A 24,854-nucleotide genomic window follows, 5' to 3' on the forward strand; every position below is an offset into this window, starting at 1 on the left:
CGCCACGAATTGCGGGATCAGGTTCGCCGGATCCCGGAGAACGTGCGGCCGTGGTTCGACGGCCGTCCCGCCGATGCCGATGCGATCACGTTCCTGATCGCCCTTCCCGGATCGCTGACCTGCGGTCCGCCTCATCTCCACACGCCTGTTCCGGTTCGTCGCCACGGCTGCGATCCGGCATTGCGGTGTGCGCGAATAACGGCGAAAGGTTCCCAGATGTCTGCCATTCTCTTCGGGTCGATCAGCACGCTCGCCGACACCTCGGAACTCCAGCGTGACGCGTTCAATCGCGCGTTCGAGAAACACGGCTTGGACTGGCACTGGGACCGCGACACCTACCTCGGCATGCTCGAGTCGAGCGGCGGTGCCGACCGCATCGCCACACAGGCCGAGCGGACCGGCGAGGACGTCGACGCCGCGGCCGTCCACGCGACCAAGTCCGAACTGTTCCGGCAGAGCCTTCCCGGCGCCGGCATCGGTCCGCGGCCGGGCGTGCTGGAGACGATCCGGGCCGCGAAGACCGACGGCGTCCGCCTCGCGCTGGTCACCACGACCTCCCGCGACAACGTCGACGCGTTGCTCACCGCCCTCGCCCCCGACCTCGACCGCGACGACTTCGCGCTGGTCGTCGACACCTCCGTCGTCGACACCCCCAAGCCGGACCCGGCCGCCTACCGCTATGCCCTCGACGCCCTCGGCGAGTCCCCGGACGCCTGCGTCGCCGTCGAGGACAACCTCGGTGGGGTGGCCGCGGCCGTCGGCGCCGCGCTGCGCGTCGTCGCGTTCCCGAACGCCAACACCGCCGGGCACGACTTCGCGGCCGCGACCGAGCGCGTCGACCGCCTCGACCACGGGGCGCTGCTGCGCACCTGACCGGCGGCACGGACCCATGCCCCGCCCCGGACGCAACGGATCGGAGACGAAGGACATGAGCAATCCCCGCGCCGTGCTGCGCGCGAACGACACCGAGTTCCATGTCGAGAGCTGGGAACGGATCGACTTCACCCTGCGCTACGTCGACGGCGTCTTCTCCCCGGAGAACCCGCAGCTCGCGGACGTGCACCGGGAGTGGGGCCGCTGCCTGATGGTGGTCGACGAGACCGTCCACGAGCTCTACGGCGAGCGGATCCGGGCCTACTACGCCCACCACGGCATCGCGCTCACGACCGTCCCGCTGACGATCGCCGAGACGGCCAAGAGCATGCACACCCTGGAACGGATCGTCGATGCGTTCGCGGAGTTCGGCCTGCTGCGCACCGAACCCGTCCTGGTCGTCGGCGGCGGGCTGACCACCGACGTCACCGGGTTCGCCTGCGCCAGCTACAAACGCGGCACCCCCTACGTCCGGGTGCCCACCACGCTGATCGGGTTGATCGACGCGAGCGTGGCGATGAAGGTCGCGGTCAACCACGGACGGCACAAGAACCGCCTCGGTGCGTTCCACGCCTCGCAGCAGGTGCTGCTCGACTTCTCGTTCCTCGCGACCCTGCCCGAGGCGCAGGTCCGCAACGGACTCAGCGAGATGATCAAGATCGCGACGGTGGCGAACGCCGGGCTGTTCGACGTGCTGGAGAAGTACGGCGCCGACCTGCTCACGACCCGGTTCGGACACCTCGGCGACGAGGCGGGCCCCGAGTTGCGCGAGGTCGCGCACCAGGCCACGCACGACGCGATCCGCACCATGCTGGAGCTCGAGCACCGCAACCTGCACGAGCTCGACCTCGACCGGGTCATCGCGTTCGGGCACACCTGGAGCCCGACCCTGGAGCTCACCCCGGACACCCCCATGCTGCACGGGCACGCGATCGCGATCGACATGGCGTTCTCCGCGACGCTCGCGCAGCGCCGCGGCTACCTCGGAACCGGTGACCGGGACCGGATCCACCGCCTGTTCAGCGACCTCGGCCTCGCCGTCGACAGCCCGTACCTGACCCCGGAACTGCTCGCCGACGCGACCGACTCGATCCTGCAGACCCGGGCCGGCCTGCTGCGGGCGGCCGTGCCCCGTCCGATCGGGACGTGCCACTTCGTCAACGACATCGAGCCCGGCGAGCTCGCCGAGACCCTGACCGAGCACCGGGCGGCGGTCGCGGGCCTGCCGACCGCGGCGCAGGGCGTCGAGATGTGGTCGCGATGACCGGGACCGTCGGCCCGTACATCCGCCGCGCCCGGCCCGTCACGCCGACGACGATCCTCGCCCGGCTGCTCGACGACGTCGTCGCGCGGGAGGGCGACGGTGCCGACCCGGACCTGGTGCACGCCCGGGACCTGGCCGCCGGGTTGGACCCGTACCTCGACGCGCACACCTCGCCGGCCTCGGAACCGTTGCGCGAGCTGGAGCGCCGGACCCGGGCCGTGGACTGGGACGGCCGTGGCGGCGCGCTGGAGCAGGAGATGCTGTCCGGTCACGTCGAGGGCCGGTTCCTCCGGTTCCTGGTCGCGATGACCGGGGCGCGACGGGTCCTGGAGATCGGCATGTTCACCGGCTACTCGGCGCTGGCGATGGCCGAGGCGCTGCCCGTCGACGGCGAGCTCGTCGCCTGCGAGGCCGATCCGGACGCCGCGGCGCTGGCCCGCGAGCTCGTCGACGCCAGTCCGGCGGGGGAGCGGATCCGGATCGAGGTCGGCCCGGCCGCGGAGACGCTGCCGCGGCTCGGCGGCGAGTTCGGCGACGGGTTCGACCTCGTGTTCGTCGACGCGGACAAGGCCGGGTACGCCGGCTACCTCGACACCCTGCTCACGACCGGGCTGCTCGCGCCGCACGGCGTGGTCTGCGTGGACAACACGTTGATGCAGGGCCTGCCGTGGACCGGGGGCGGGACGTCCAACGCCGACGCCATCGCGGCGTTCAACCGGGCGGTCACCGACGACCCGCGCGTCGAGCAGGTGGTCCTGCCGCTGCGGGACGGCCTCACGCTGATCCGGTGGGCGTCGTGACGGTCCGGGGGACCCTCCGCCGGGCGGCGGCCGCCGTAGCGCCGCGCGGGACGACGCCGGACGACGGGACGCGCGAGGTGCGGGACCGCGATCCGGCGCCGGGTCTGCCGGGGCGGACCGCACGGGGCGGGACGCGCGGACCGGTCGCGGTCCGGGTGCGGACGGCGACGACCCTGCTGGCACTGACCGCCGCCCTCCCGGTCAGCGCGGCACTGACCGGCGCGGCAGCCCTGATCGGCGCCGTCCGCCGGCGACGGTCCGGACCGTCCACCTCGGACCCCGCAGGCACCGGCGCGCCGTCCCCGCCCCCCGACCGCCGCACGATCATGATCAGCGGCGGCAAGATGACCAAGGCCCTCGCGCTGGCCCGCGCGTTCCACCGGGCCGGGCACCGGGTCGTGCTCGTCGAACAGCACCGATACCGGTTCTCCGGGCACCGCTTCTCCCGCGCCGTCGACGCGTTCCACGTCGTCCCCGCCCCGGACGCGCCGGACTACGCCACCCGGCTCGCGGCCGTCGCCCGGGCCGAGGGCGTCGACGTCTACGTCCCGGTCTGCAGCCCGCTCGCCAGCTGGTACGACGCCGACGCCGCCCGGGTGCTCGAGCCGTTCTGCGAGGTCGTCCACCCGGACGCCGACGTCGTCGCGATGCTCGACGACAAGCAACGCTTCACCGCGACCGCCGCGTCGATGGGGCTGTCGGTCCCGGCCGCGCACCGGATCACCGACCCGCGCCAGGTGATCGACTTCGACTTCCCGCCCGGCCGCAGCTGGATCATGAAGTCGATCGCCTACGACCCGGTGCGCCGGATGGACCTCACCCGGCTGCCCCGTCCGACGCCGGTGGAGACCGCGGCGTTCGTCCGCGACCTGCCGATCTCGCCGGACAACCCGTGGATCCTGCAGGAGTTCGTCGAGGGCACCGAGTACTGCACCCACTCCACCGTCCGCGACGGGCGGGTGCGGCTGCACTGCTGCTGCCCGTCGTCGAGCTTCCAGCTCACCTACACGATGGTCGACCACCCGGTGATCGAGGACTGGGTGCGCCGGTTCTGCGGCGAGCACGGGGTGACCGGGCAGCTGTCGTTCGACTTCATCGAGGACGCCGCGGGACGGGTGTATGCCATCGAGTGCAACCCGCGCACGCACTCGGCGATCACGATGTTCTACGACCATCCCGGCGTCGCCGCCGCCTACCTCGAGGGCGGCCACGGGACCGTCCTGCCGACACCGCGCAGCCGGCCGACCTACTGGCTGCACCACGAGCTGGGCCGGCTGCTGCGGAACCCGGGCACGCTGCCGGACGTCGCGCGGACGGTGTGGCGCGGCAAGGAGGCGTTGCTGGAGAGCTCCGATCCGCTGCCGTTCCTGCTGGTCCCGCACCTGCAGATCACGTCGCTGCTGCTCGGGAACCTGCGCCGCGGACGGGACTGGGTGAAGATCGACGTCAACATCGGCAAGCTCGTCGAACCGGCGGGCGACTGATGACCCGGGTGCTGCACCTGGCCGGGTCCCCGGTCGACGAGTTCTTCTGCGACCTGTCCCGGCTCTACGCCGCCGACTGCCTGGAGGCCGTCGCCGACCCGGAGCGCTACGAGTTCTCGATCGCCTACGTGACCCCCGGCGGAGGGTGGCGCTTCCCGGCCGCGCTCGACCCCGGCTCGATCGCCGCCGCCCCGGAGATCGGTCCGGACGAGGCCGTCCGCACCGTCCGCCGGCTGGGGATCGAGGTGATGGTGCCGCAGATGTTCTGCCGCCCCGGCATGACGCACTACCGCGCCCTGTTCGACCTGCTCGGTGTGCCGTATGTCGGCAACCCGCCGGACGTCATGGCGCTCGGCGCCGACAAGGCGCGGGCCCGCGCGGTGGTGGCGGCCGGTGGCGTCGCCGTCCCCCGCGGCGAGGTCGTCCGGCCCGGCGCGACGACGACGATCGCGCCGCCCGCCGTCGTGAAGCCGGTGGACACCGACAACTCGGTCGGGGTCACGCTGGTGCGGGAGACCGGCGGGTACGAGGTCGCGCTGAAGGACGCGCACCTGTACGGCGACCGGGCGTTGGTCGAGGAGTTCGTGCCGCTCGGCCGCGAGGTGCGGTGCGGGGTCGTCGAGCACGACGGCCGGCTGGTCGGGCTCCCGCTCGAGGAGTACCGGATGGATGCCGCCGGGAAGCCGGTCCGGCTCGCCGACGACAAGCTCGCCCGCGACGCCGCCGGCGACCTGCACCTGGTCGCGAAGGACGCCCGGTCCTGGATCGTGGACCCGGCCGACCCGGTCACCGGCCCCGTGCACGCCGCGGCACTGGCCGCGTTCGAGGCGATGGGCTGCCGGGACTACGGGCTGTTCGACTTCCGGATCGACCCGGACGGGCGTCCGTGGTTCCTGGAGGCCGGGCTGTACTGCTCGTTCGCACGGACCTCGGTGGTCGCGACGATGAGTGCCGCCGCCGGGATCCCGGTCACCGATCTCTTCGGCGCGATGGTGTCGCGCGCCGTGGAGCGGGGACGGGCCCGGTCACGCTAGGCCGTGACGGGCTCGGATCCGGCGATCATGCCGCGGTGCATCACCCGGTCCCCGACGACCCCGGCGTGGTCCGCACGGTGCAGCACGCAGGCGTTGTCCCAGATCACGACGTCACCGGGGGACCAGGCGTGCCGTAGCACGTTGCCGTCCCGGGTGGAGTGCGCGAACAGCTGCTGCACCGTCTGCGCCGACTCGGCGTCGGACATCCCACTGATCGCGACGCAGCGGGCCGGCGTGGACAGGTACAGCGCGGTCCGCCCGGAGACCGGGTGCCGCCGGAAGACCGGGTGCTCGGCCTCGGTCTCGGTCCCGGCGTCCTCGGCGGACAGCCCGGTCACGACGTGCCGGATCGTCCGGCCCGCCAGCCGCGCGCGCAGCCCGTCCGGGAGGGTGTCGTAGGCGCGGTACTGGTTGCTGAACTGGGTCGCGCCACCGTGGCGCGGCACCGAGACCGCGCGCAGCGCGGTGTAGGCGGGCGGCCGGGCGACGTAGCTGGTGTCGACGTGGAACGAGCTCTTCGGTGGCGTGCTGCGGCCGACGTTGCTGATCACGTTGAGGTCCGGGAACCCCGGGACCGGCGTCTCGCCGGTGGTGAAGGTCAGCTCGCCGAAGCCGCGCAGGAAGTCCAGGAAGGCGGTGTCGCCGGCGTCGTGCTGTCCGGGCAGGACGAGCACGCCGTGCTCGGCGAGCAGGCCCACGAGGGCGTCGTGGTCGGCATCGGACAGCGACACCCCGGTCACGGTGGCGCCGACCGGGTGCAGGGCGACGTGCTCCATCTCCCGAGTGTGCGGGCGGTGCGCCGACCTCGCCCGGCGATCTACGCCGGACGGCGCCACCACCGCCGGCGGCCGTCGGGCTCGGGTTCGCCGTCGGACGGGGCGGCGATCGCGAGCCGGCCGACCTGCTCGTTGAGCACCTTGAGGTGGACCCGGACGTCGTCGTGCGTCGGGTCCAGCACCGCCTGCTCGGCGATCTCGGCGGCCTGGTCCACCGAGTGCTTGAGCGATGCCTTCGCCTTCGCCAGCCGGTGCGCGATCCGGCGGGCCGGGGGCTCGGTGATCCGGAACCGGGCCGGCTCGATCGAGTCGCCGACCGCGGCGAGCCGGCGCACCGCGTCCAGCTCGGTGTCGAGCCGCTTGCCGATCTCGGTCAGCCACGTCCGGACCTGCATCGCATTGATCACCGAGGTGATCCGGTGGAACCGGTCGACCTGCTCGGTGCAGTCGGCGACGTAGGTCCTCCAGTACCGGGACAGCGGTGCGGGAGGCTCGGGGCTGGACGGGCGCAGGCGTGGCACGCGGTACAGGGTGCCGGATCGCGCGGCGTGGCGTGGGGCACGGGTCGGCGACGGCCGTGACGGGTGACGGCGACGTGCACGCGGGCGGCAAGACGACCGGGTGAGGCTGCAGGGGACGCACCACCGATCGAGAGGACCTCCCGTGCCCCGTACCTCCCCGCGGCTCTCCGCCCTCGCCGCGCACGCCGAGCCCGGCAGCCGGGCCGCCCGTCTCATCGACGCGATCGCCCGCCTGCACGCGCGCGCCTACCGGGTGAGCGGGGGACGCGTCGGCGCCGCGATGGGCGACGTCCGGATCTGCCTGCTGACCACGACCGACCGGCCGGCGCAGCGGGCGGCCGCGGTCGGTGACGCTCGGGTGCAGCGTCGTCGACGACGAGGTGGTCGTGGTCGGCTCGAACTCCGGACGCGACGCCCACCCGGCCTGGTACCTCAACCTGCTCGACCGTCCACAGGTGACGGTCCGGATGGGACGCGACCGGTTCGACGCCGTGGCCCGCACCGCCACCGGCGACGAGCGCCACCGGCTGTGGTCCCGGATCGTCGCCGACGCGCCGGTGATGGCCGGCTACCAGCAGGGGACGGACCGGACGCTGCCGGTCGTCGTCCTCGGCCGGAGGTGAGCCGTCAGGGGATCGCGCCGTCGGCCGCGAGGACGGGCACGTCGACGTCGACGGTGTCCGGGTAGATCAGCCCGCTGCCGGTGTTGAGCACGACGACCGACTCCGAGCCGTCCAGCCACCCGGACTCGCGCAGCGTCCCGGCCGCGGCGACGCAGGCCGCCCCCTCGGGGCAGATCCAGGTGCCCTCGTCGCGGGCCAGGGCGTGCCCGGCGGCGAGCAGCTCGTCGTCGGTCACGGCGATCGCGGTGCCGCCGGTGTCGTACACCGCGTCGAGCACCAGGAAGTCGCCGAGCGCCTTCGGGACGGTGATGCCGAACGCGACCGTGTGCGGGTCCGCGGGCGGGGTGGACTCGCGCGCGCCGGCGTCGAACGCCTCGACGATCGGGGCGCACCCGGCCGCCTGCACCGCGACGAGCCGCGGCATCGGGCCGGTCAGCCAGCCCAGCTCGCGCATCTCGGTCAGCGCCTTGTGGATCCCGATGATCCCGACGCCGCCCCCGGTCGGGTAGAGGATCACGTCCGGGGATCGCCAGCCGAGCTGCTCGGCGATCTCGTAGCCCATCGTCTTCTTGCCCTCGATCCGGTACGGCTCGCGCAGCGTCGAGGTGTCCTGGTAGCCCTCCCGGCGGCCGACGGCCCCCGCGACCAGCCGGCCGGCGTCGCCGATCAGCCCGTCGACCAGGTACAGCTCCGCGCCGGACACGACGCATTCCCGGCGGGTGATCTCCGGGGCGTCCACCGGCATGGCGATCAGCGCACCGATCCCGGCGCGGGCCGCGTAGCAGGCCCAGGCGGCGCCGGCGTTGCCGTTGGTGGGCATCGCGATCCCGCGGACGCCGAGCTCGGCGGCCCGGGAGACGCCGACCGCGGCGCCGCGGGCCTTGAACGCGCCGGTCGGGACCAGGCCCTCGTCCTTCATCAGCAGGCGGGGGAGTCCGAGCCGGGCGCCGGCGCGGGGGAGCGGGAGCAGCGGGGTCATGCCCTCGCCCATCGTGACGACGTGCGCGGGATCCCGGACGGGCAGCACCTCGTGGTAGCGCCACAGGTCCGGGGGCCTGGACGCGATCTCGGCCGGGGTCACCGACGCGCGGACGCGCTCGGTGTCGTAGCGGGCGAGCAGCGGGGCGCCGTCCGGGGAGGTGCCCTGGACGACGTCGGCGTCGTGCCGCGTGCCGGAGCGGGAGCACTCCAGGTGCGACAGCATCGAGAACTCGTGCACCCGACCCAGTGATCCCTACGTCGTCTTGCGCGGCAACCCGAACCGTGCCGCGTGTCGTCCCGTATGTGACAGGGACCGCGTTCTCCGGCGCGCGTCGTGCGTCCGGTCGGATCAGTACGTACCGTCGAACGCTGCTGCGAGTGAAAGCTCAACTGTTGAAAGGTTCATCATGCGCCCGCTCCCCGCCCCGTTCTCCGACGTCGCCCTGCTGCTGACCCGCCTCCTGCTCGGTGTCGTGCTGCTCGCCCACGGCCTGCAGAAGCTCACCGGTGGCGTCGGCGGGGTCGCCGGCGGGTTCGCCGGGATGGGCATCCCGTTGCCGACCCTGTCCGCGCTGTTCGTCGTCGTGGTCGAGACCGTCGGCGGGATCCTTCTGATCGCCGGGGCCGCGACGACGTGGGCGGCGCTCGCGAACGTGGTCGCGATGGCAGGCGCGTTCCTGTTCGCCCACCTCACGCCGGTCGTGTTCGTGTCCGACGGCGGCTGGGAGCTCGTCGGCGTCATCGCCGCGGGTGCGCTCGCGCTGGCCGCGGCCGGCCCCGGACGCTACTCGGTCGACCACCTGCTGGCCGGGCGCACGCGTCGCTCCCCGGAGCGGGTGGGCGCGCACCGCGCCTGATCGTCCCCGCGCGGGATCGCCGGGGTCGGGGCAGGGTGGGGCGATGCCCGAGGGACACACCGTGCACCGGCTCGCCCGGCTGCAGCGCAGCCGGTACGCGGGCCGGCCGGTCGCCGTGTCCAGCCCGCAGAGCCGGTTCACCACCGGCGCCGACGTCGTCGACGGCCGGGTGCTGGTCGACGTCGAGGCGCACGGCAAGCACCTGTTCCAGTACTACGGGCCGGACACCACCGTTCACGTGCACCTCGGGTTGTGGGGACGGTTCGGGAACCGCCGGCTGCCCGAACTCCCGCCCCGCGGGCAGGTCCGGATGCGGATCGTCGGCGAGACGCACTACGCGGACCTGCGCGGCCCGGCCGCCTGCGAGCTGCTCGACGACGTGGCGGTGAAGGCCCTGCATGCCCGCCTCGGTGAGGACCCGCTGCGCACCGACGCCGATCCCGAGCGTGTCCGGGAGCGGTTCGCCCGCTCCCGCGCGCCGGTCGCGGCGCTGCTGATGGACCAGTCGGTCATCGCCGGGATCGGGAACGTCTTCCGGGCCGAGACCCTCTTCCGGACCGGGATCGCCCCGATGACCCCGGCCCGCGACCTCGACCGCGACACCTTCGACGCGCTCTGGGCGGATCTGTCGGAGATGCTGCGCGACGGCGAGCGGCGCGGCCGGATCGAGACCCTGCGGCCCGAGCACGACCCGGCCCGGCTCGAGCCACCGGACCGGGGTTCGGTGTGCGCGAGCGTCGTCTACGCCTACCGGCGCACGGGCGCGCCGTGTCTGGTGTGCGGCACCCCGATCGCGCACCGCGAGTTCCGGGCCCGCAACCTGTTCTGGTGCCCCGGCTGCCAACCCGGCCCCGACCGGAACTGACCGGATCCGGGGGCCACACCCACGGGGGACGTCACGTCCCCCGGACGATGTCCGATCTGTCCGGCTCCGGCCGATCCCGGTAATCTGGGCGCATGGTGTCGACTGGGTCCGCGCGCTCCGGCGCCGACCGTCGGCCCCTGCTCGTGTGGGACGTCGCGCTGTCCGGGTTCGCCCTGGCACTGACCGGGATGCTCATCGCCCTCGGCGTGTTCGGCGGCGTGTTCCTGATGGCGTTCCTGGACTACTGCCCGCCCCGGACCTGCAGTTCCCTGAACATCCTGGTGTCGGTCGGTGGCTCGCTCGTCGTCGCCGTCGCCGCCGGGATCGCCGGGTTGGCGATGACCGTGCTGCGCATCGTCGAGCGCCGGGTGTCCTGGCCGTTCGCCGCGGTCACCCTGCTCATCGCCGCGGCGGCCATCGCCTTCGGTGCGGCGGACTACACCACCGCCATCGGTTACTGACCCCGATTCCGCGGAATGGCCAGGAAACGCTCAGCGGTCCCCGCGCATGAGGCGTCGTCCGAGTCGGATCTCCCGTCCGGACCCATTGCAGGCCGGACAGAGACGGAACGATTTCTGGAAGACGGCGCCATATCGTCGAGGAGTTCCCCGGCACCATCCGCAACGCGTGTACGGATGCAGGAAGAGTGACACGACATAGCTCACGACCAGCAGGGCGAGCAGTGCCAGGACCACGAGTCCGCCGTTCGGACGTTCTGCGACAGCGGCCATCACCATGACGTCGTGCATCGTCGTCGACCCCCGAAAATCAGCGACATCGTCGTCTCGATCGTCGGGTCGAAGATTACCTTTGAATTTCCGGATGCTATTCGAGGATCGTCAGTGTTGACGACCGGTGCGGCCTTTCGGCGCAACCTCCGGGCTCAGTCCTTCAACCAGGAGTAGGCCGTCTGCCGGGAGATCCCCAGCGCCTGGGACATCGCGCTGATCTCGCAGCCCGACTCCCGGCCCGCCCGCAGCAGCTCGCGCTGCCGGGCGCGCAGCTCCTCGACCCGCGCGCCGACCTCACGCATCTCGGTCAGGAGCTCCTCGGCGGCCCCGGAGCCACGACGGTGCCCGGCGCCGGGACGGGCGAAGGCCCGGACCGCGTCGGGGTCCCACCGGTTGCGGCCGCGCTCGTCGCGGTCCGGCAGCGGGGCGGGCGCCTGCCCGCGGCTGACGTAGGAGTTCCAGGTCGTCACCTGGACGCCCCAGTGTGCGGCGCACTCGTCGCTGGTCCAGGTCGTCACGTCGTACAGCCTGCCAAGCGGGGAACCGGCGGCGCACGCCACCCGGAACGAGCGGCGATCACGAGCCGCCGGGCACACGGACGACGGCGCGGTGCGCCGCGGGCGGGGTGCGCTCCGCTCAGCAGGGCTTCCAGGTCTTCCCGCCGGGGGCGTAGCAGCGGGGGCCGGTGTATCCGGGCGGGGCGGAGCCGCCGGAGCCGCTGAGGTCCGGTCCGGGCTTGGCCGCGGGCTTCGGCGCGGGTGCGGGCTTGGGCGCAGGCGCGGGCTTCGGCTCCGGGGCCGGCTTCGCCGCAGGCCTCTTCGGCGTGGCCGCGCCTCCGCCGGAGGAGGACGGAGTCGTCCTCGGCTTCGTCGGGCCGGTGGCCGATCCGGATGTGCCGGGGGAGGGCGGCGGGGGCGGGGGCTTGCGCAGCTCCTCGGCCTTCGCCCGGTGCGTGCGCTCCACGCGGCCGGCCGAACTCTCGACGGAGCCGACCCGCCGGGTCAGCGACGCACGGTCGGGGAGCGCCCGGGCGGCCGTCCAGATCAGGCCCTTCCCGGGCAGGTCGGTGTCCAGCGCGCCCTTCAGCGCGGCGGCCGTCGCCACCACCCCGGCGGCGGTGAGGGCGGCCGACTCGAACCCGTCCGCCGACGCGCCCGGGCCGGGCTCGGTCAGACCGGCGGCCGCGGCCTCGACCGCGGCGACCCGGCCGGGCAGCGTGCACCCGATCGACGGGTCGTAGAGACCACGGCCGGCGGCGATCGCCTCCTGCTGGGCGGCCTCGACCTCCGGCAGGAACCGGTCGTTCCCGCCGACCTGCATCGGCACGCCGAGCCCGGCGCGGGCCATCTCGGCGTTGACGAGGGTGCCGTCGGCGGTGCGGACCCCGGCCAGGAGGCGGTCGTAGCCGTCGACCTTCTCGTCGTCGGTGAGGAGCTCGATCTCGGAGCCGATCGGGAGGAGCGAGGCGAGGTGCGCCGCGGCCTCGGGTCCGAGGCACTGCACCGCCTCGTCGGGGTCGACCGTCTCCGGGGTGTCGATGTTGAGCAGCCGGACGCGCCGCTCCTGCCCCTCGATCGCGACGTCGATGGTGTCGCCGTCGACGATCCGGGCGACGGTCGCAGGACCCGAGTCGCAACCGGTCAGCATTCCCGTCATCACCGCGGTGGTCAGCGTCATCGCTGCCAGCCGCACCCCTCGCCGCACGTCGTCCTCCCGCTCCGGTCGTTGCCGGCCGGGCGCCGGCGTGACCATCCGGAGGTTCGTCGGTCGGCGTGGCCGGCCGCGTTATCGATCGCGGGTGCTCTCCGCAGAATTGATGATCATGCTGCGTCCGCCAGCTCCGCCCGCACCCCGAGCAGCCGCACCGGCCGGTCCGGGGCCAGCTCGTCGAGCAGGACCGCGGCGAGCGCGGCGATCGCCCCGGCGTCGCGCCCGGGCGGGTCGAGGGCCCGGCTGCGCGTCGTGGTGCGGAAGGTCCGTGTCCGCACGCGGATGCCCACCCGCACGCAGTCCCGGCCCTCCGCCGCGACGTCGTCGGCCACCCGGTGGGCCAGCACCCGGAGCTCGGCGTGCAGGTCGGCGCGGTCGGTGAGATCGGCCGGGAAGGTGGTCTCCCGGCTGCGCGAACGCGGCACCCACGGTCCGGTGTCGAGCTCGGTGCGCCCCATCCCGCGGCCCAGTGAGACGTAGTAGGGCCCGCGGTGCGGGCCGAGCCGGGCGGCGACGTCGCCGGGGCGTGCCTCGGCGAGGCCTGCGACGGTGGTGATCCCCAGCTCGGCGAGCGCGCGGGTGGTGGCCGGACCGACCCCGGGCAGCGCCGACGGCGGGTCCTGGCCGAGGGTGGCGAACCAGTTCGCCGCGGTCAGCTCGTGGATCCCGCCCGGTTTCGCGTAGCCGGTCGCGGTCTTGGCGCGCAGCGTGTTGTCGCCGATGCCGACCGCGCAGGACAGCCCGGTCGTCGCCACGGTCGTCCGGATCCGGCGGGCCAGTGCCCACGGTTCGCCGTCGGTGCCCACGAACGCCTCGTCCCAGCCGATCACCTCGACCGGCTCGCCGAGCCCGCGCAGCAGCCGCATCACCTCGTCGGACACGCGCTGGTAGTACGCGGTGTCCGAGGGGAGGAAGACGGCGTCGGGCCGGTGCTTCGCGAGTTTCCGGCGGGCCAGCTTCATCGGCGTCCCCGAGGTGACGCCGTGCGCCCGCGCCTCGTACGACGCCGTGGCGACCACCGTCCGCGAGTCCGGGTCGCCGTCACCGCCGACGACCACCGGCAGGCCGGCCAGCTCCGGCCGGCGCAGCAGCTCGGCCGCGGCCAGGAACTGGTCCAGGTCGGCGTGCAGGATCCACCGGCTCACCGGAGGCCGGTCCCCGCTGTTCTCACACCCGCGGGGCTCTCACACCCGCAGCGCGCCCGTCACCCAGCGCAGCGTCGAGCGATCGGTGCAGGTGGCCAGGAGCTCGGCCTGCTCGACGGCCTCGGCGTCGTTGCGCCGTGCGTCGTACAGCTCCTCGACGACGCCGGGGACGTCCAGGTGCTCGCCCGGCAGCGCAGTCGCCGGCGGGACCAGACCCAGCCGGGAGACCAGCAGCCGCAGCGTGCGGAAGCCGATCACCCGCATGCCGGGGGAGAGCAGCGGGGAGCTCGGCGCGGGAAGGAGCCCGGCCGCGACCGGGTGGCCCGGGATCGGGAGCGCCCCGGGCGGCGAGCCGGGCAGGGTCACGGCGGACACCGCGATCACGCCGCCGTCCAGCAGGGCCCAGGCGTCGGTGGCCGGGCGGTGCGTCTCCCGGCCGGACGCGCTGGGCAGGTTCTGGCCGGAGAGCCAGCGGCGCAGGCGCGGTCGCAGGTCCCAGCGGACGTCGAGGATGCCGCAGCCGAGGTCCGACTCGGTGAACACCTCGTCCCAGCGGGCGCGCCCGCCGGCCGGTACCGACGACGGGCCGGCGCGGTCCGCGCTGCTCGTGCTGTCCGGCTGGATCGCCATGTCGTCCCCCCGGGCGACGGGCCCCGTGATCGTGGGGCGGAAGTGCGGAGCACCCCGGCGCGGCGCCTGGAACTGGCGCGTGACACAGGTCACACTACACCGGGTCTCCAGCGTACGGCTGTGAGTGCCTGCGGCACAGGAGATACGGGGAGACGTACCCGTTGAGGTGAAGGAGGGCGGCGACCGCAGTGGGAGCGGGTAACCCTCGGGTGTCACCGAGGCATCTGATGACGCACCGTCACCGTGTCGGGTTGCTTCCGGTGATGGATGACACGATCGTGCGACTCCACGCCGGTCGGTAACAAGGCAGGATGAGATCAGCGATCCACAGATGACGGCGACGTGGAGGCAGCATGGACGGGAAGTACGATAGGGCACCGGCGGCGGTGCACCCGGGGTTGATCCCTGCGGCGCGGCGCAGTCCGGAGCAGCTCCCGTCCGGTCGTGGGGTGGTCGACTCCGACCGCGGCCGGGTCCTCTCGCGCTACGCACGGCTGATGCGGTCGGGGCGGCCCGAGGTGTGCCGCCCGGGCCGGCGGGAGATCGAGGACCGCGAGCGGGGCGCCGCGAACGCCGCGGCCGGCAGCGACGGCAAGGTGATCTACCCCGACCGGGATGCCGCCGAGTGCGCCGCCCGCGAGCTGGAGGCGCTGGGCGGCCGGCCGCAGCGGGCCTACCTGTGCGGACGTTCCCGCCGGGGACATTTCCACCTGACCACCGACCTCGTCGCGGAGCGCCGTCGCGCGCCCGCGGGGATGATCCCCCGTCCGCGTTCCGGATACTGAATCGCCTCACGGGTGTGATGCGCGGCACAAGTTGATCCTCTACCGTGGAGTGTGGCGACGGTCACCCGGCCGTCTCCGGCCACGCGTCAGGAGGGAACCCCCGTGAACCCGCACCTGCTGGAGGAACGAGTCGCCACCGTGACCGACGGGGGCGACCTCGCCGACACCGCGCGGGCCCGGCTGGCCGCGCACAAGACCACCGCGGACTCCTGCCGGCACCGCACCGCCGAGCGCCGCGCCGAGCTGGAGCGGGTGCTCGCCGGCGGTGAGGGCGGCCGGGACGCCCTGGACCTGATGCTCGAGCTGGACGCCCTGGAACGGGTGCAGGAGCGCATCGACCACCGGCTCTCCGAGCTCTGCGACTCGCTGAGCGAGCCCCGCGCTCCCCGCTACGGCGACGCCCAGCCCCTCTGATCCCCGGACCCGGCGCCGAGCCGGGTCAGGTACCAGTCGACGAACGCCTCCACCGAGCTCTCGACCACATCGGACAACGGGCCCGGGCGGTAGGCGCGGGACCGGATCCCGGCGTAGTTGTTCTCGCACAGCTCCCAGTCCTGCTCGGAGGTGGACCGCCACACGGCGGTCAGCGCCTCCTCGTCGACGTCCGTGGCCTCCGAGGGGACCAGGAAGGCGACCTCGATCTCGGTGGTGGCCGCGTCGACCGGGGTGAGCCGGGTGGTGACCGCGTAGTCGGAGTTGGCGTGCGCCCACATGTTCGGCAGCCCGATGATCCGCAGGCTGCCGGCGTCCGGGTCGGTGAGGTCACCGAGCAGCGGGCCCACCGGTCGTCCGTCGAGGGTCTCGGTGAGGAAGCCGTCGCGCAGCGGCAGCCGGGAGATCCGGTACCACTCGCCGTCCGGGAAGCTGACCTCCGCCGGGGCCAGCCCCTGGCGTGTCCAGCGGTCGTAGGCCTCGCCCAGCGCGCGGTCGTAGCGAGGGTTGGTGCGGACGTCGCCGTGCGCCCCGAGCTGGTAGTTCGACAGCAGGAACTCGGGGTGGTTGCCCTGGCAGTGGTAGCACTCCCGGTTGTTCTCGACGATCGTCTTCCAGTTCGCCCGCACCGTGTAGGTGTCGCGGACCGCGACCCTGGCCCGGTCGAGACCGTGCGGGCCGAGCTGCGGCGCGAGCGCCGCCGCGAAGGCGTCGAAGTCCGGCGGCTGGTCGGCCAGGCACAGGAAGACCAGGCCGGCGACCTCGCGGACGGCGACCGGCGCCAGCCGGTACCGCGACGCCTGGAAGTCCGGGCCCATCAGGCGTGCGCTGCGCGCGGAGCCGTCCAGGTCGTAGACCCACTGGTGGTACGGGCAGACCAGGGCCTTGACGCAGCCGCGCGGCTCGAGGGCGACCCGGGAGCCGCGGTGCGCGCAGACGTTGTGGTGGCCGCGCAGCACGCCGTCGGCGCCCCGGACGACGATCACCGACTCGTCGCCGACGGTGACGGTGACGAACTCACCCGGCTCGCGCACCTCGCACGAGTGGGTGGCGAACAGCCAGCCGGTGCCGAAGACCAGGTCCAGGTCGGCCCGGAAGACGTCCGGGTCGGTGTAGGCGGACTGCGGCAGCGACCAGCCAGGGGTGCGCGCCACCATCGGGGTCCGGGCGGCGGGGATCGTGGGGGAGACGGCCAGGTCAGACATGGTGCGACGTCCTGTGCTCGGGGTCGGTCAGGGCCGGGCGGGTCAGTGAGAACTCGTCGATCGCGTGCCGGGTGGCGCCGTGCTCGGCGAGCTCGGCGAGGATCCGCCCGAGCAGCGAGGCGAACTTGTAGGCGTGGCCCGCTCCGACGCCGACGCTGACCCGGGGGGATCCCGGCAGCCGGTCGAGGACGAAGTGCTGGTCCGGCGGGATCGTGTAGAGGCAGGTCTTGGTGTAGAGCTCCGGCCCGCCGAAGCCGGGCACGTGTTCGGCCAGGAACTCACTCGCTCGCTTGCGACGCAACGGGTCCGGCTCGTAGGTGCGGGTGTCGGCGGTGACCTCGTGGCCGCCCATGTGCTGGCCGAGCTTGGTGGCGACCTCGCCGTAGACGGGGAAGCCGTAGAAGTTGTCCGCGCCGTGCCACATGAACACCGGGAAGTGCGCGGGGGAGAACTCGGCCAGGTTCGGGGTCGAGTAGTAGGTCACCTGCTCCTGGGTGACCGTCAGCGGGATCGCGTGCAGTCCGGAGAGGACCTCGTTGGTGCGGGCGTCCGCGGTGACGATCACGTGCTCGGCGTGGACCACCTCGTCGTCGAGCACCACCTCGATGTGCGACCCGGCGTCGTGCAGTGCGCGGACGGGGGCGTTCTCCCGGAACTCGCCGCCGTGCGCGCGGGCCAGCGCGATATGTGTGGACACCGCGCGCTGCGCGTCGACGATGCCGCTGCGCTCCTGGTAGACGGCCCGCTCGGTGCCCGAGAGCCGGAACTGCGGCCAGCGGGCGATGAGCGCGTCGGCGTCCAGGAGCTGCATCGGGACGCCGTGCCGGGCGGCGACCTCGAGGTAGCCGTCGATGTTGCGTGAGCCGGTGTCCAGCCCGCGGCGGGCCTCGACGTCCTCGATCACCAGTCCGCCGGTCTCGGTCACCAGCGTCTGGCCCGAGGCCCGCTCCACCTCCCGCCAGGTGTCGTAGGCCGCCGGCGCGAGCCGGGAGTAGACGTCCTCGTGCTGGGCGAGCCGGATGATCCGCGAGTGGTCACCGGAGGCGCCGTGCGGGTGGCCGAGACCGTGGCGGTCGAGGCCGAGCACCGCGCCGTCCAGACCACCACCGCCGCCGTGCTGCCGGGAGAGCCAGTAGAGGGCCGCGGAGCCGATGCCCCCGCAGCCGACGACGACGAACTTCCGCCGGGATGTCATGCGATCCACTTCCTTGATCCGTCGAGGGATGCGAAGCGATCGTGACCCGGCGCGGGGGGTGCGGGAAGCGATCCGGCGATGGACGTCGGCGATCGTGCGAGAGGCCGTGCTTATCGCGCCCGGTCAGGGGGAGTCCGGCGTGCGCACGACCGCACGGGCCGCGTCGAGGAACCGGCGCAGCAGCGGCGAGGGGTCGTTGCGCCGCCACGCCAGGTGCAGCGCCACCCGCGGCGGCTCGGGACACAGTGGACGGAAGACCAGGCTGCGGTTCTGCAGCGAGGTCCAGTACGACGGCAGCAGCGACACCCCGAGCCCGGCCGCGACGAGCGCGAGCTGGGTCTGGACCTCCTCGCCCTCGACGACGACCCGGGGGTCCACTCCGTTGTCCCGGCAGTAGCCGACGATCGTGTCGAAGAACTCCGGCCCGCTGCCCCGGTCCCAGAGCACGAACGGCTCGTCGGCCAGCTCGGTGATGTCGACGACGTCGACGCCGGCCAGCCGGTGCCCGGCCGGCAGGACCGCCACCAGCGGTTCGCTGAGCAGCAGCTCGCGGTCGATGCGGGGGTGCGGCGCGGCCGGGCGGACCACGGCGACGTCGAGCCGGCGCTCCTCCAGCGCGGTCATCGCGGGCACGGTGTCGGTCAGCGAGAGGTCGATGCGGACGTCCGGGGCGTCCGCGCCGAGCCGGGCCATGATCCGTGGGGTGATGCTGGCCAGGGCCGAGCCGACCGAGCCGACGGTCAGCGTGCCGCGGGTGCCCTCGTGCGCCTCCCGCACCCGGTCCTCGGCCCGTTTCGCCTCGAAGAGCACCCGCGGCGCCGAGTCGCGCAGCTCCCGGCCGGCCTCGGTGAGGGTCACGGAGTGGCTGCTGCGCCGGAACAACACGGCGCCGAGGCCCTTCTCCAGGACCCGGATCTGCTGGGACAGCGCGGGCTGGCTGATGTGCAGCCGGGCCGCGGCGCGTCCGAAGTGGAGCTCCTCGGCGACGACCGTGAAGGCGTGCAGATGGCGCAGTTCGAGGCCCACAGTGCGGGGATCATTGCACGGATTCCGCTGTGGCGGCGGTCACCCGGGCGCGGCCGGTCGATCTGGCACAGTCGCCGGTGGGCAGCGACCGAGGGAGGACGACCGTGTCGGATCAGCTGGTGGTCGAGCGGCGGGACGCGGTGGCGACGCTGGTCCTCAATCGCCCGGAGCGGCACAACGCGATCGCAGCCGGGATGTACCGCGACCTCCCCGGGATCCTGGCCGGGCTCGACGACGACCCCTCGGTCCGGCTGGTCGTGCTGCGCGGAGCCGGCCGGCGGGCGTTCGCCTCCGGTGCCGACATCGCCGAGTTCGAGGCCGAGCGCGGCGACCCGGAGCGGGCGAAGGTCTACAACGAGAAGGTCGCCGCGGCGGAGCGGGCGATCTCGGGCCTCACCAAGCCGACGATCGCGATGATCCACGGGTACTGCATCGGTGGTGGCGCCGGGCTGGCGCTGGCCTGCGACATCCGGATCGCCGACACCGCCGCCACGTTCGCGATCACCCCGTCGAAGCTCGGACTGGTGTACGGCCTGGAGTCGACCCGGCGGCTGGTGGACCTGGTCGGGCCGTCCCGCGCCAAGTGGGTCCTGATGAGCGGCCTGCGCATCCCGGCGGCGCGCGCCCGCGAGCTCGGCCTGTTCGACGAGACGTATCAGCCGGACGGGCTGCAGGCAGCCGTCGACGAGCTGGCCGGCACGATCTGCTCGCGGGCCCAGTTCAGCGTGCGTGCGGGCAAGGAGATGGTGAACCGGATCGTGGCCGGTCAGCGTCACGACGACGCCGACAGCGTCGCGCTGCGGAACTCGTCGTTCGGCACCGAGGACTTCGCCGAGGGCGTGCGGTCGTTCCTGGAGAAGCGTCTACCCCGCTTCACCTGGAGCTGAGCCCCGGGCCCCGCGCCGTGGTTCGATGATCCCTCCAGACATCGCCGTCGTCGAGGGAGTTGCCCGTGCGCGCAGTGCAGGTCGTCGAGCCGGAGGGGCCGTCGTCGGTCCGTGTCCAGGAGGTCGATCCGCCGGTGCGCGGCGACGGCGAGGTCCTGATCGACGTCGCGGCGGCCGGGGTGAACTTCCCGGACCTGCTGCTCACCCGCGGTCTGTACCAGTACAAGCCCGACCCGCCGTTCACCCTGGGCTCGGAGTGCGCCGGCACGGTGCGCGAGGCCGCGCCGGGCAGCCGGTTCTCGCCCGGTGACCGGGTGGTCGCCTTCACGATGTCCGGGGTGTTCGCCGAGGTCGTGTCGGTGCCGGAGGCGACGGTGCTCCCGCTGCCCGACGAGGTCGGCTTCGCGGCCGGGGCCTGCCTGCCGATGAACTACCTGACCGCGCACTTCACGCTCGCCGTGCGCGGCGGGATGCGGGCGGGGGAGACGGTGCTGGTGCACGGCGCCGCGGGCGGTGTCGGCACCGCGGTCGTCCAGCTCGCCGCGGCGCTGGGCGCGACCGTGATCGGCGTGACGTCCACCGAGGCGAAGGCGGAGGTCGCCCGCCGGGCCGGGGCGGCGCACGCGGTCGGGGCCGACGGGTTCAAGGATGCGGTGAAGGAGCTGACCGGCGGTGCCGGTGTCGACATGGTCGTGGACCCGGTCGGCGGGGACCGGTTCACCGACTCGCTGCGCAGCCTGGCCCCGCTGGGCCGGCTGATGGTCGTCGGGTTCACCGCCGGCGACATCCCGACGGTCCGGGTGAACCGGCTGCTGCTGAACAACATCGACGTCCGCGGCGTCGGCTGGGGTGCCTACGCGCTGCCCCGGGAGGACTTCGTCCGGTCCGCATGGGACGAGCTGCTGCCGCACCTGCGGTCCGGCGCCCTGGACCCGCTGATCAGCGAGCGGTTCGGGCTCGACGGGGCCGGCGAGGCACTGTCCCGTCTGGACACCCGCACGGTGACGGGCAAGGTCGTCCTGGAGGTCTGAGGGTCAGCCGGCCGGCTCGAGGTCCTCGCGCAGCGGGGAGCGGGGGTGCGGTGCCGCCGCTCCGGCCGGTGCCGGGTCCCGCGGTGCGGGCGCCGGGTGCACCGGGCGGGCGGCGCCGTGCTCGGCGACGTGCAGGCGGTGCCGGGCGGCGACGGTGCGACCGGTGGGCCCGGTGACCGACAGTGCGTGCAGCGCCAGGGCCCGGTGCGCGGGGACCTCGCACCGGCGCAGGAACCGGTCGAGCTCGTACACGGCGTCACCCGCGGGACGGGCCAGTGCCCACGCGGCGAGCTCGCCGCGGGCGATCTCGGGGCGCACCCCGCCCATCCGGACGCAGACGTACTCCAGGTCCTCGTCGGCCAGCTCGCCCGGGGCGGGCACGTGCACGCCCTGCTCCAGCAGGTACTCGTGCACCGCCCACAGCCCCATCGGCGTCAGCGTGACCACGGTGGGGTCCGGGTCGTCGCGCTGGGCGACCTGGGACAGCTCGTCGAGCTCGTCGCCGTCGAGGGTCTCGCTGAGCTCGATCGCGCCGAGCAGCTCGCAGGCGTCCAGCAGGGCGGTGACGTCGCGCCGCCACAGCCGCTGCTCGACGTCGCCGGCGAGGTCGTCGACGACGCAGCCGGCCTCGGTGTTGACCGTGTCCCGGACCTGGCGGTGGAAGTGCTCCAGCGGGACCGGGCCGCCGCCGGCGGAGTACAGGCTCACCCACAGCAGCGGGATCGCGTCGGACATCGACATCCCGAACAGCGACGGCGCGCCGAACACGTCGGTGCCACCGAGGCTGTCGCCGAGCCGGCCGACGGACTCGAAGACCCGCCGCCACAGCTCGATCGGCCGGTTCAGCTCCGGGCCGGCGCTCTTCACCGGGACCAGGTGCCCGCGGACCGTCCGTACCAGCCGCGCGGCGCGGGCCCAGCGCAGCAGCAGCGACACCTCGGGCAGGTCGTCGCTGGTGCGCGCGGTCTCCCGGTAGATGTGGTCGAGCTGCAGGTGCGCGGCCAGGTCGAGGGCGTCGGCCCGGTCGAGGCGGCCGTCGGAGGTGAGCCGGCGCCCGGCCCGGACCCAGCGGGTGAGCTTGCGCAGGTGCTCGAGGGCCTCGGCGGACTCGGCCGACTCGACGAGCGTCGACGCGCGCGGCATCGGGACCGGCGGGAGCTCCGGGTTCCACTCGGTGCCGGCGGGCCGCTCGGCGTCCCGGCGCATGATCTCGGCGAGCGCGTGCCGGTCGACGTCGGCCTCGCCGGCCCCGGCGCGGTCCAGGAACCGCTGGACGGCGAACGGGTCGGCCGGGTCGACGCCGTTGCGGTGCAGCTGCACGCCCCAGAACTTGCCGAGGTCGTAGTTGCGCTCGTCGGCCAGCCCGTCGTGCAGCGCCGGGGTGGAGTCGGCGACCTGGCGGTGCAGGGCCCCCGTCTCGGACGACTGCGGGTCGAGCCAGTCGTGGTCGTGCAGGAAGTCGATCAGGGCATGGAAGGCCGGCGGGACGTCGTCGGGCTCGAGGACGGTCACCTGGCGCGGGAACCACATCCCGAGCGCGTCGGCGACGTGCGCGCGGGTCCACCGGCCGAGCCGGCGGTCCCGGGCGTACTTGTAGTCGACGGCGGCCGCGACCAGGGTGGTGTCGACCTCGACGCGGCGACGCCGCGCCCAGACTCCGAACTGCTCCAGGAGCCGGCTCCGGGCCTCGGCGTACCCCTGGTCGTCCCCGGGGGTGAACACGAGACGCATCCGGCCCACTGTGTCAGTTCCCTCCCGTTCGTGCGGTCCCGGGGTGGTCGGTGATCCACTCCGGGCGGACTGTCGATCATTCCCGGTGTGCTCGGGGACTCCCACACCGGCTCCCGCGTCCGTTGCGCGGCGATGTCCCACCGGTGCAACGAGCGGGCCCGGCACGGGTGACTCCCGGGCGGGCGTCCGCGGGCGGTGACCGGGTACCGGCGGTGCCCATGGACTCGACGGACGGTGACCGCTCCGGAGTGTCGGCGACCCCCTTCCGCCGACTCCGCCCCCCACCCGGTCGCGCCGCGTGAGAGACCCTGCCACAAAGAGTGGCGGCCGGACACCCATGAGGGGTGTCCGGCCGCCATTGAGGTCCGGCGGTCGAGGGCCGGAACAGCAGCACCGTGTCGATCGCTCGGTGTGCCTCGATCGACCGGGGGGTCAGTCGCCGCCGACCGGGGTGTCCTTCTTCCCCGGGGCCGGACCGTCCGGTTCCGCCACCGGTGCGGATCCGGGGTCGGCGGCCGTCTCACCCGGCGCGGTCATGGCGTAGCCGCGCCCGGTGCCGGGCCCGTTGCTGCCGTTGCCGGGCACGTCGTCGTCGACGTGGTCCTTCGGGAACGCGCCGACCTTGACGTAGAAGTCGTCGCCGTGCCGGTCGGTCGCCCAGTCGACGGCCTGCTCGATCACGGCCGAGCCCTTCAGGTCCCGCAGCACGACGGGGTCGCGCCGCAGGTCGCGGAACAGGGCGAAGCAGAGCAGCACCATGATCACCACGAACGGTGCGGCGACCAGGATGGTCAGGCTCTGGATGCCGTCGAGCGCATCCGCGCCCCCGGTGACCAGCATCAGGACCGCGACCGCACCCATGACCGAGCCCCAGAAGATCACGATCCAGCGGGACGGCTCGATGGTGCCGCGCTGGGACAGGGTGCCCATGACGATCGAGGCGGCGTCGGCACCGGAGACGAAGAAGATCGCGACCAGGAGCATGACCAGCAGGCCGGTGAAGGTCGCCCACGGGTAGGCGCCGAGCATCTGGAACAGCTGGACGTTGGAGTCGTCGGAGAACGCCACGCCGGCCTGGGCCTGGGTGATGGCGGTGCCACCGAAGATGCAGAACCAGACCAATGAGACCAGCGACGGAGCGAGGATGACGCCGCCGACGAACTCACGGATGGTGCGACCGCGGCTGATCCGGGCCAGGAACATCCCCACGAACGGGGTCCAGGAGATCCACCAGGCCCAGTAGAAGACCGTCCAGCCCGACAGCCACTCGAGCATCGGCTGGCCGCCGACGGCCTCGGTGCGGCCGACCATCTCGAAGAACTGGGAGAAGTAGGCACCGATGGACGTCGGCACCAGGTCGAGGATGATCACCGTCGGCCCGGCGACGAACACGAACAGCGCCAGGACCGCGGCGAGGACCATGTTGGTGTTGGACAGCCACTGGATGCCACGGGCGATGCCGGAGACCGCGGAGAGGATGAAGGCCGCGGTGAGCACGATGATGATGATCGAGAGCACCCCGGGCCCGACCTCGCCGTCGACCCAGCCGACGGTCTGCATGCCGCCGCCGATCTGATAAGCGCCCAGCCCCAGCGAGGCGGCGGAGCCGAACAGGGTGGCGAAGATGGCCAGGATGTCGATGGCCTTGCCGACCGGGCCCTCGGCGGCGCGGGCGCCGATCAGCGGGATGAACGCCTGGGAGATCAGCTGACGGCGGCCCTTGCGGAAGGTGGAGTAGGCGATCGCGAGCCCGACCACGGCGTAGATGGACCACGGGTGCAGGGTCCAGTGGAACAGCGACGTCGCCATCGAGGTCTGCAGGGCACCGATGCTGCCGGGCTCGGCAGAGCCGGGCGGCGGGTCCTGGAAGAAGGACAGCGGCTCGGTGACGCCGAAGAACATCAGGCCGATGCCCATGCCGGCGGAGAACATCATCGCGATCCAGGACACCGTGCGGAACTCGGGTTCCTCGGTGTCGGTGCCCAGCTTGATCCGGCCGAACCGGGAGAAGGCCAGGAACAGCGCGAACGCCACGAACGCCGTCGCGGCCAGGATGAAGCCCCAGCCGCCACCGCGCATGACGCCGTCGAGCATCGTGCTCGCGGTGCTCGCGAGGGTGGTGGGGCTGACGAGGCCCCACACGACGAACAGCAGGGCGAGCGCGGCGCCGACTCCGAAGACCGTCCAGTCCGTGCGGGACCGGCCGTCGGCGGCTCCGGCCGCCCCGGGATCCGTATGTGGTTCAGCTTGGGTCATGTCAGGACACGC

At 73.3% G+C, this 24,854-nt stretch carries 24 protein-coding genes and 1 pseudogene; 13 read left to right on the forward strand and 12 right to left on the reverse strand.

Features of this window, described 5'->3' with window-relative positions; all coding sequences use genetic code 11:
- The first annotated feature begins 216 nt into the window (after positions 1 to 216).
- Genes WIS52_RS28430 through WIS52_RS28450 form a run of 5 tightly spaced genes read left to right on the forward strand, consistent with a single transcriptional unit; the run spans position 217 to position 5,455 of the window.
- Positions 217 to 873 (forward strand): HAD-IA family hydrolase, encoded by a 657-nt coding sequence (locus tag WIS52_RS28430; RefSeq protein WP_349301480.1) that lies wholly within the window; start codon positions 217 to 219, stop codon positions 871 to 873.
- 55 nt (positions 874 to 928) lie between these two features.
- Complete coding sequence (locus WIS52_RS28435) at positions 929 to 2,137, forward strand: sedoheptulose 7-phosphate cyclase (RefSeq protein ID WP_349301481.1); 1,209 nt, start codon at positions 929 to 931, stop codon at positions 2,135 to 2,137.
- A complete protein-coding gene (locus tag WIS52_RS28440) occupies positions 2,134 to 2,937 on the forward strand; it encodes an O-methyltransferase (protein ID WP_349301482.1) in 804 nt (267 codons plus the stop codon). The genes WIS52_RS28435 and WIS52_RS28440 overlap by 4 nt, the downstream gene beginning before the upstream one ends.
- Positions 2,925 to 4,421, forward strand: coding sequence for an ATP-grasp domain-containing protein (locus WIS52_RS28445; protein WP_349301483.1), 1,497 nt, complete (start codon positions 2,925 to 2,927; stop codon positions 4,419 to 4,421). The genes WIS52_RS28440 and WIS52_RS28445 overlap by 13 nt, the downstream gene beginning before the upstream one ends.
- On the forward strand, positions 4,421 to 5,455 hold the full coding sequence (locus WIS52_RS28450; protein WP_349301484.1) for a D-alanine--D-alanine ligase family protein: 1,035 nt from the start codon (positions 4,421 to 4,423) through the stop codon (positions 5,453 to 5,455). The genes WIS52_RS28445 and WIS52_RS28450 overlap by 1 nt, the downstream gene beginning before the upstream one ends.
- On the opposite strand, the gene WIS52_RS28455 is transcribed toward WIS52_RS28450, so the two are convergent.
- Both WIS52_RS28455 and WIS52_RS28460 read right to left on the reverse strand, forming a co-directional pair.
- Positions 5,452 to 6,231 (reverse strand): TauD/TfdA dioxygenase family protein, encoded by a 780-nt coding sequence (locus WIS52_RS28455; RefSeq protein ID WP_349301485.1) that lies wholly within the window; start codon positions 6,229 to 6,231, stop codon positions 5,452 to 5,454. The genes WIS52_RS28450 and WIS52_RS28455 overlap by 4 nt on opposite strands.
- Positions 6,232 to 6,272: 41 nt before the next feature.
- Positions 6,273 to 6,752: a hypothetical protein gene (locus WIS52_RS28460; RefSeq protein ID WP_349301486.1), complete on the reverse strand. Its 480-nt coding sequence runs from the start codon at positions 6,750 to 6,752 to the stop codon at positions 6,273 to 6,275.
- 329 nt (positions 6,753 to 7,081) lie between these two features.
- Here WIS52_RS28460 and WIS52_RS28465 point away from each other — a divergent pair.
- Positions 7,082 to 7,375: pseudogene (locus WIS52_RS28465) on the forward strand (nitroreductase/quinone reductase family protein); the annotation flags it as partial.
- 4 nt (positions 7,376 to 7,379) lie between these two features.
- Here WIS52_RS28465 and WIS52_RS28470 read toward each other — a convergent pair.
- Positions 7,380 to 8,579: a threonine synthase gene (locus WIS52_RS28470; protein ID WP_349301551.1), complete on the reverse strand. Its 1,200-nt coding sequence runs from the start codon at positions 8,577 to 8,579 to the stop codon at positions 7,380 to 7,382.
- A gap of 184 nt (positions 8,580 to 8,763) precedes the next feature.
- On the opposite strand from WIS52_RS28470, the gene WIS52_RS28475 reads away from it, so the two are divergent.
- The 3 genes from WIS52_RS28475 (at position 8,764) to WIS52_RS28485 (ending at position 10,539) form a co-directional block, all read left to right on the forward strand.
- Positions 8,764 to 9,213 (forward strand): DoxX family protein, encoded by a 450-nt coding sequence (locus WIS52_RS28475; RefSeq protein ID WP_349301487.1) that lies wholly within the window; start codon positions 8,764 to 8,766, stop codon positions 9,211 to 9,213.
- Positions 9,214 to 9,256: 43 nt separating this feature from the next.
- Positions 9,257 to 10,078: an Fpg/Nei family DNA glycosylase gene (locus WIS52_RS28480; protein ID WP_349301488.1), complete on the forward strand. Its 822-nt coding sequence runs from the start codon at positions 9,257 to 9,259 to the stop codon at positions 10,076 to 10,078.
- Positions 10,079 to 10,170: 92 nt separating this feature from the next.
- Positions 10,171 to 10,539, forward strand: a complete 369-nt coding sequence (locus WIS52_RS28485) for a hypothetical protein (protein WP_349301489.1) — start codon at positions 10,171 to 10,173, stop codon at positions 10,537 to 10,539.
- Between the two features lie 422 nt (positions 10,540 to 10,961).
- Here WIS52_RS28485 and WIS52_RS28490 read toward each other — a convergent pair whose 3' ends face one another.
- From WIS52_RS28490 to WIS52_RS28505, 4 genes are all read right to left on the reverse strand, one after another.
- Positions 10,962 to 11,327, reverse strand: coding sequence for a hypothetical protein (locus WIS52_RS28490; RefSeq protein ID WP_349301490.1), 366 nt, complete (start codon positions 11,325 to 11,327; stop codon positions 10,962 to 10,964).
- Between the two features lie 118 nt (positions 11,328 to 11,445).
- A complete protein-coding gene (locus WIS52_RS28495; protein WP_349301491.1) occupies positions 11,446 to 12,561 on the reverse strand; it encodes a thermonuclease family protein in 1,116 nt (371 codons plus the stop codon).
- A gap of 68 nt (positions 12,562 to 12,629) precedes the next feature.
- Positions 12,630 to 13,664 carry a DNA polymerase IV gene (locus WIS52_RS28500; RefSeq protein ID WP_349301492.1) on the reverse strand — a complete coding sequence of 345 codons (1,035 nt, stop codon included), beginning with the start codon at positions 13,662 to 13,664 and terminating at the stop codon, positions 12,630 to 12,632.
- A 39-nt stretch (positions 13,665 to 13,703) separates the two neighbouring features.
- A complete protein-coding gene (locus WIS52_RS28505) occupies positions 13,704 to 14,294 on the reverse strand; it encodes a hypothetical protein (RefSeq protein WP_349301493.1) in 591 nt (196 codons plus the stop codon).
- Positions 14,295 to 14,743: 449 nt separating this feature from the next.
- Here WIS52_RS28505 and WIS52_RS28510 point away from each other — a divergent pair, with 449 nt between their 5' ends.
- Together WIS52_RS28510 and WIS52_RS28515 are read left to right on the forward strand one after the other, a co-directional pair.
- Positions 14,744 to 15,079, forward strand: coding sequence for a hypothetical protein (locus WIS52_RS28510; protein ID WP_349301494.1), 336 nt, complete (start codon positions 14,744 to 14,746; stop codon positions 15,077 to 15,079).
- A gap of 102 nt (positions 15,080 to 15,181) precedes the next feature.
- Complete coding sequence (locus WIS52_RS28515; RefSeq protein ID WP_349301495.1) at positions 15,182 to 15,493, forward strand: hypothetical protein; 312 nt, start codon at positions 15,182 to 15,184, stop codon at positions 15,491 to 15,493.
- On the opposite strand, the gene WIS52_RS28520 is transcribed toward WIS52_RS28515, so the two are convergent.
- From WIS52_RS28520 to WIS52_RS28530, 3 genes are all read right to left on the reverse strand, one after another.
- A complete protein-coding gene (locus tag WIS52_RS28520) occupies positions 15,469 to 16,716 on the reverse strand; it encodes an aromatic ring-hydroxylating oxygenase subunit alpha (RefSeq protein WP_349301496.1) in 1,248 nt (415 codons plus the stop codon). The two genes, WIS52_RS28515 and WIS52_RS28520, sit on opposite strands and share 25 nt — an antisense overlap.
- Positions 16,709 to 17,911, reverse strand: coding sequence for an N-methyl-L-tryptophan oxidase (solA, locus tag WIS52_RS28525; RefSeq protein ID WP_349301497.1), 1,203 nt, complete (start codon positions 17,909 to 17,911; stop codon positions 16,709 to 16,711). Before solA ends, WIS52_RS28520 begins: the two co-directional genes overlap by 8 nt.
- Positions 17,912 to 18,034: 123 nt before the next feature.
- The gene (locus WIS52_RS28530) at positions 18,035 to 18,937 is read right to left on the reverse strand and encodes a LysR family transcriptional regulator (RefSeq protein WP_349301498.1); all 903 of its coding nucleotides are present in this window, start codon (positions 18,935 to 18,937) and stop codon (positions 18,035 to 18,037) included.
- 104 nt (positions 18,938 to 19,041) lie between these two features.
- Here WIS52_RS28530 and WIS52_RS28535 point away from each other — a divergent pair, with 104 nt between their 5' ends.
- Entirely contained in the window at positions 19,042 to 19,824 is a 783-nt protein-coding gene (locus WIS52_RS28535) for an enoyl-CoA hydratase-related protein (RefSeq protein WP_349301499.1), read from the forward strand.
- Positions 19,825 to 19,889: 65 nt separating this feature from the next.
- A complete protein-coding gene (locus WIS52_RS28540) occupies positions 19,890 to 20,855 on the forward strand; it encodes an NADPH:quinone oxidoreductase family protein (RefSeq protein ID WP_349301500.1) in 966 nt (321 codons plus the stop codon).
- A gap of 3 nt (positions 20,856 to 20,858) precedes the next feature.
- On the opposite strand, the gene WIS52_RS28545 is transcribed toward WIS52_RS28540, so the two are convergent.
- Both WIS52_RS28545 and WIS52_RS28550 read right to left on the reverse strand, forming a co-directional pair.
- Positions 20,859 to 22,586, reverse strand: coding sequence for a hypothetical protein (locus WIS52_RS28545; protein ID WP_349301501.1), 1,728 nt, complete (start codon positions 22,584 to 22,586; stop codon positions 20,859 to 20,861).
- Positions 22,587 to 23,018: 432 nt separating this feature from the next.
- The gene (locus WIS52_RS28550) at positions 23,019 to 24,842 is read right to left on the reverse strand and encodes a BCCT family transporter (RefSeq protein WP_349301502.1); all 1,824 of its coding nucleotides are present in this window, start codon (positions 24,840 to 24,842) and stop codon (positions 23,019 to 23,021) included.
- Positions 24,843 to 24,854: the final 12 nt, after the last annotated feature.

The organism is Pseudonocardia nematodicida, assembly GCF_040105385.1.
Lineage (GTDB): Bacteria > Actinomycetota > Actinomycetes > Mycobacteriales > Pseudonocardiaceae > Pseudonocardia > Pseudonocardia nematodicida.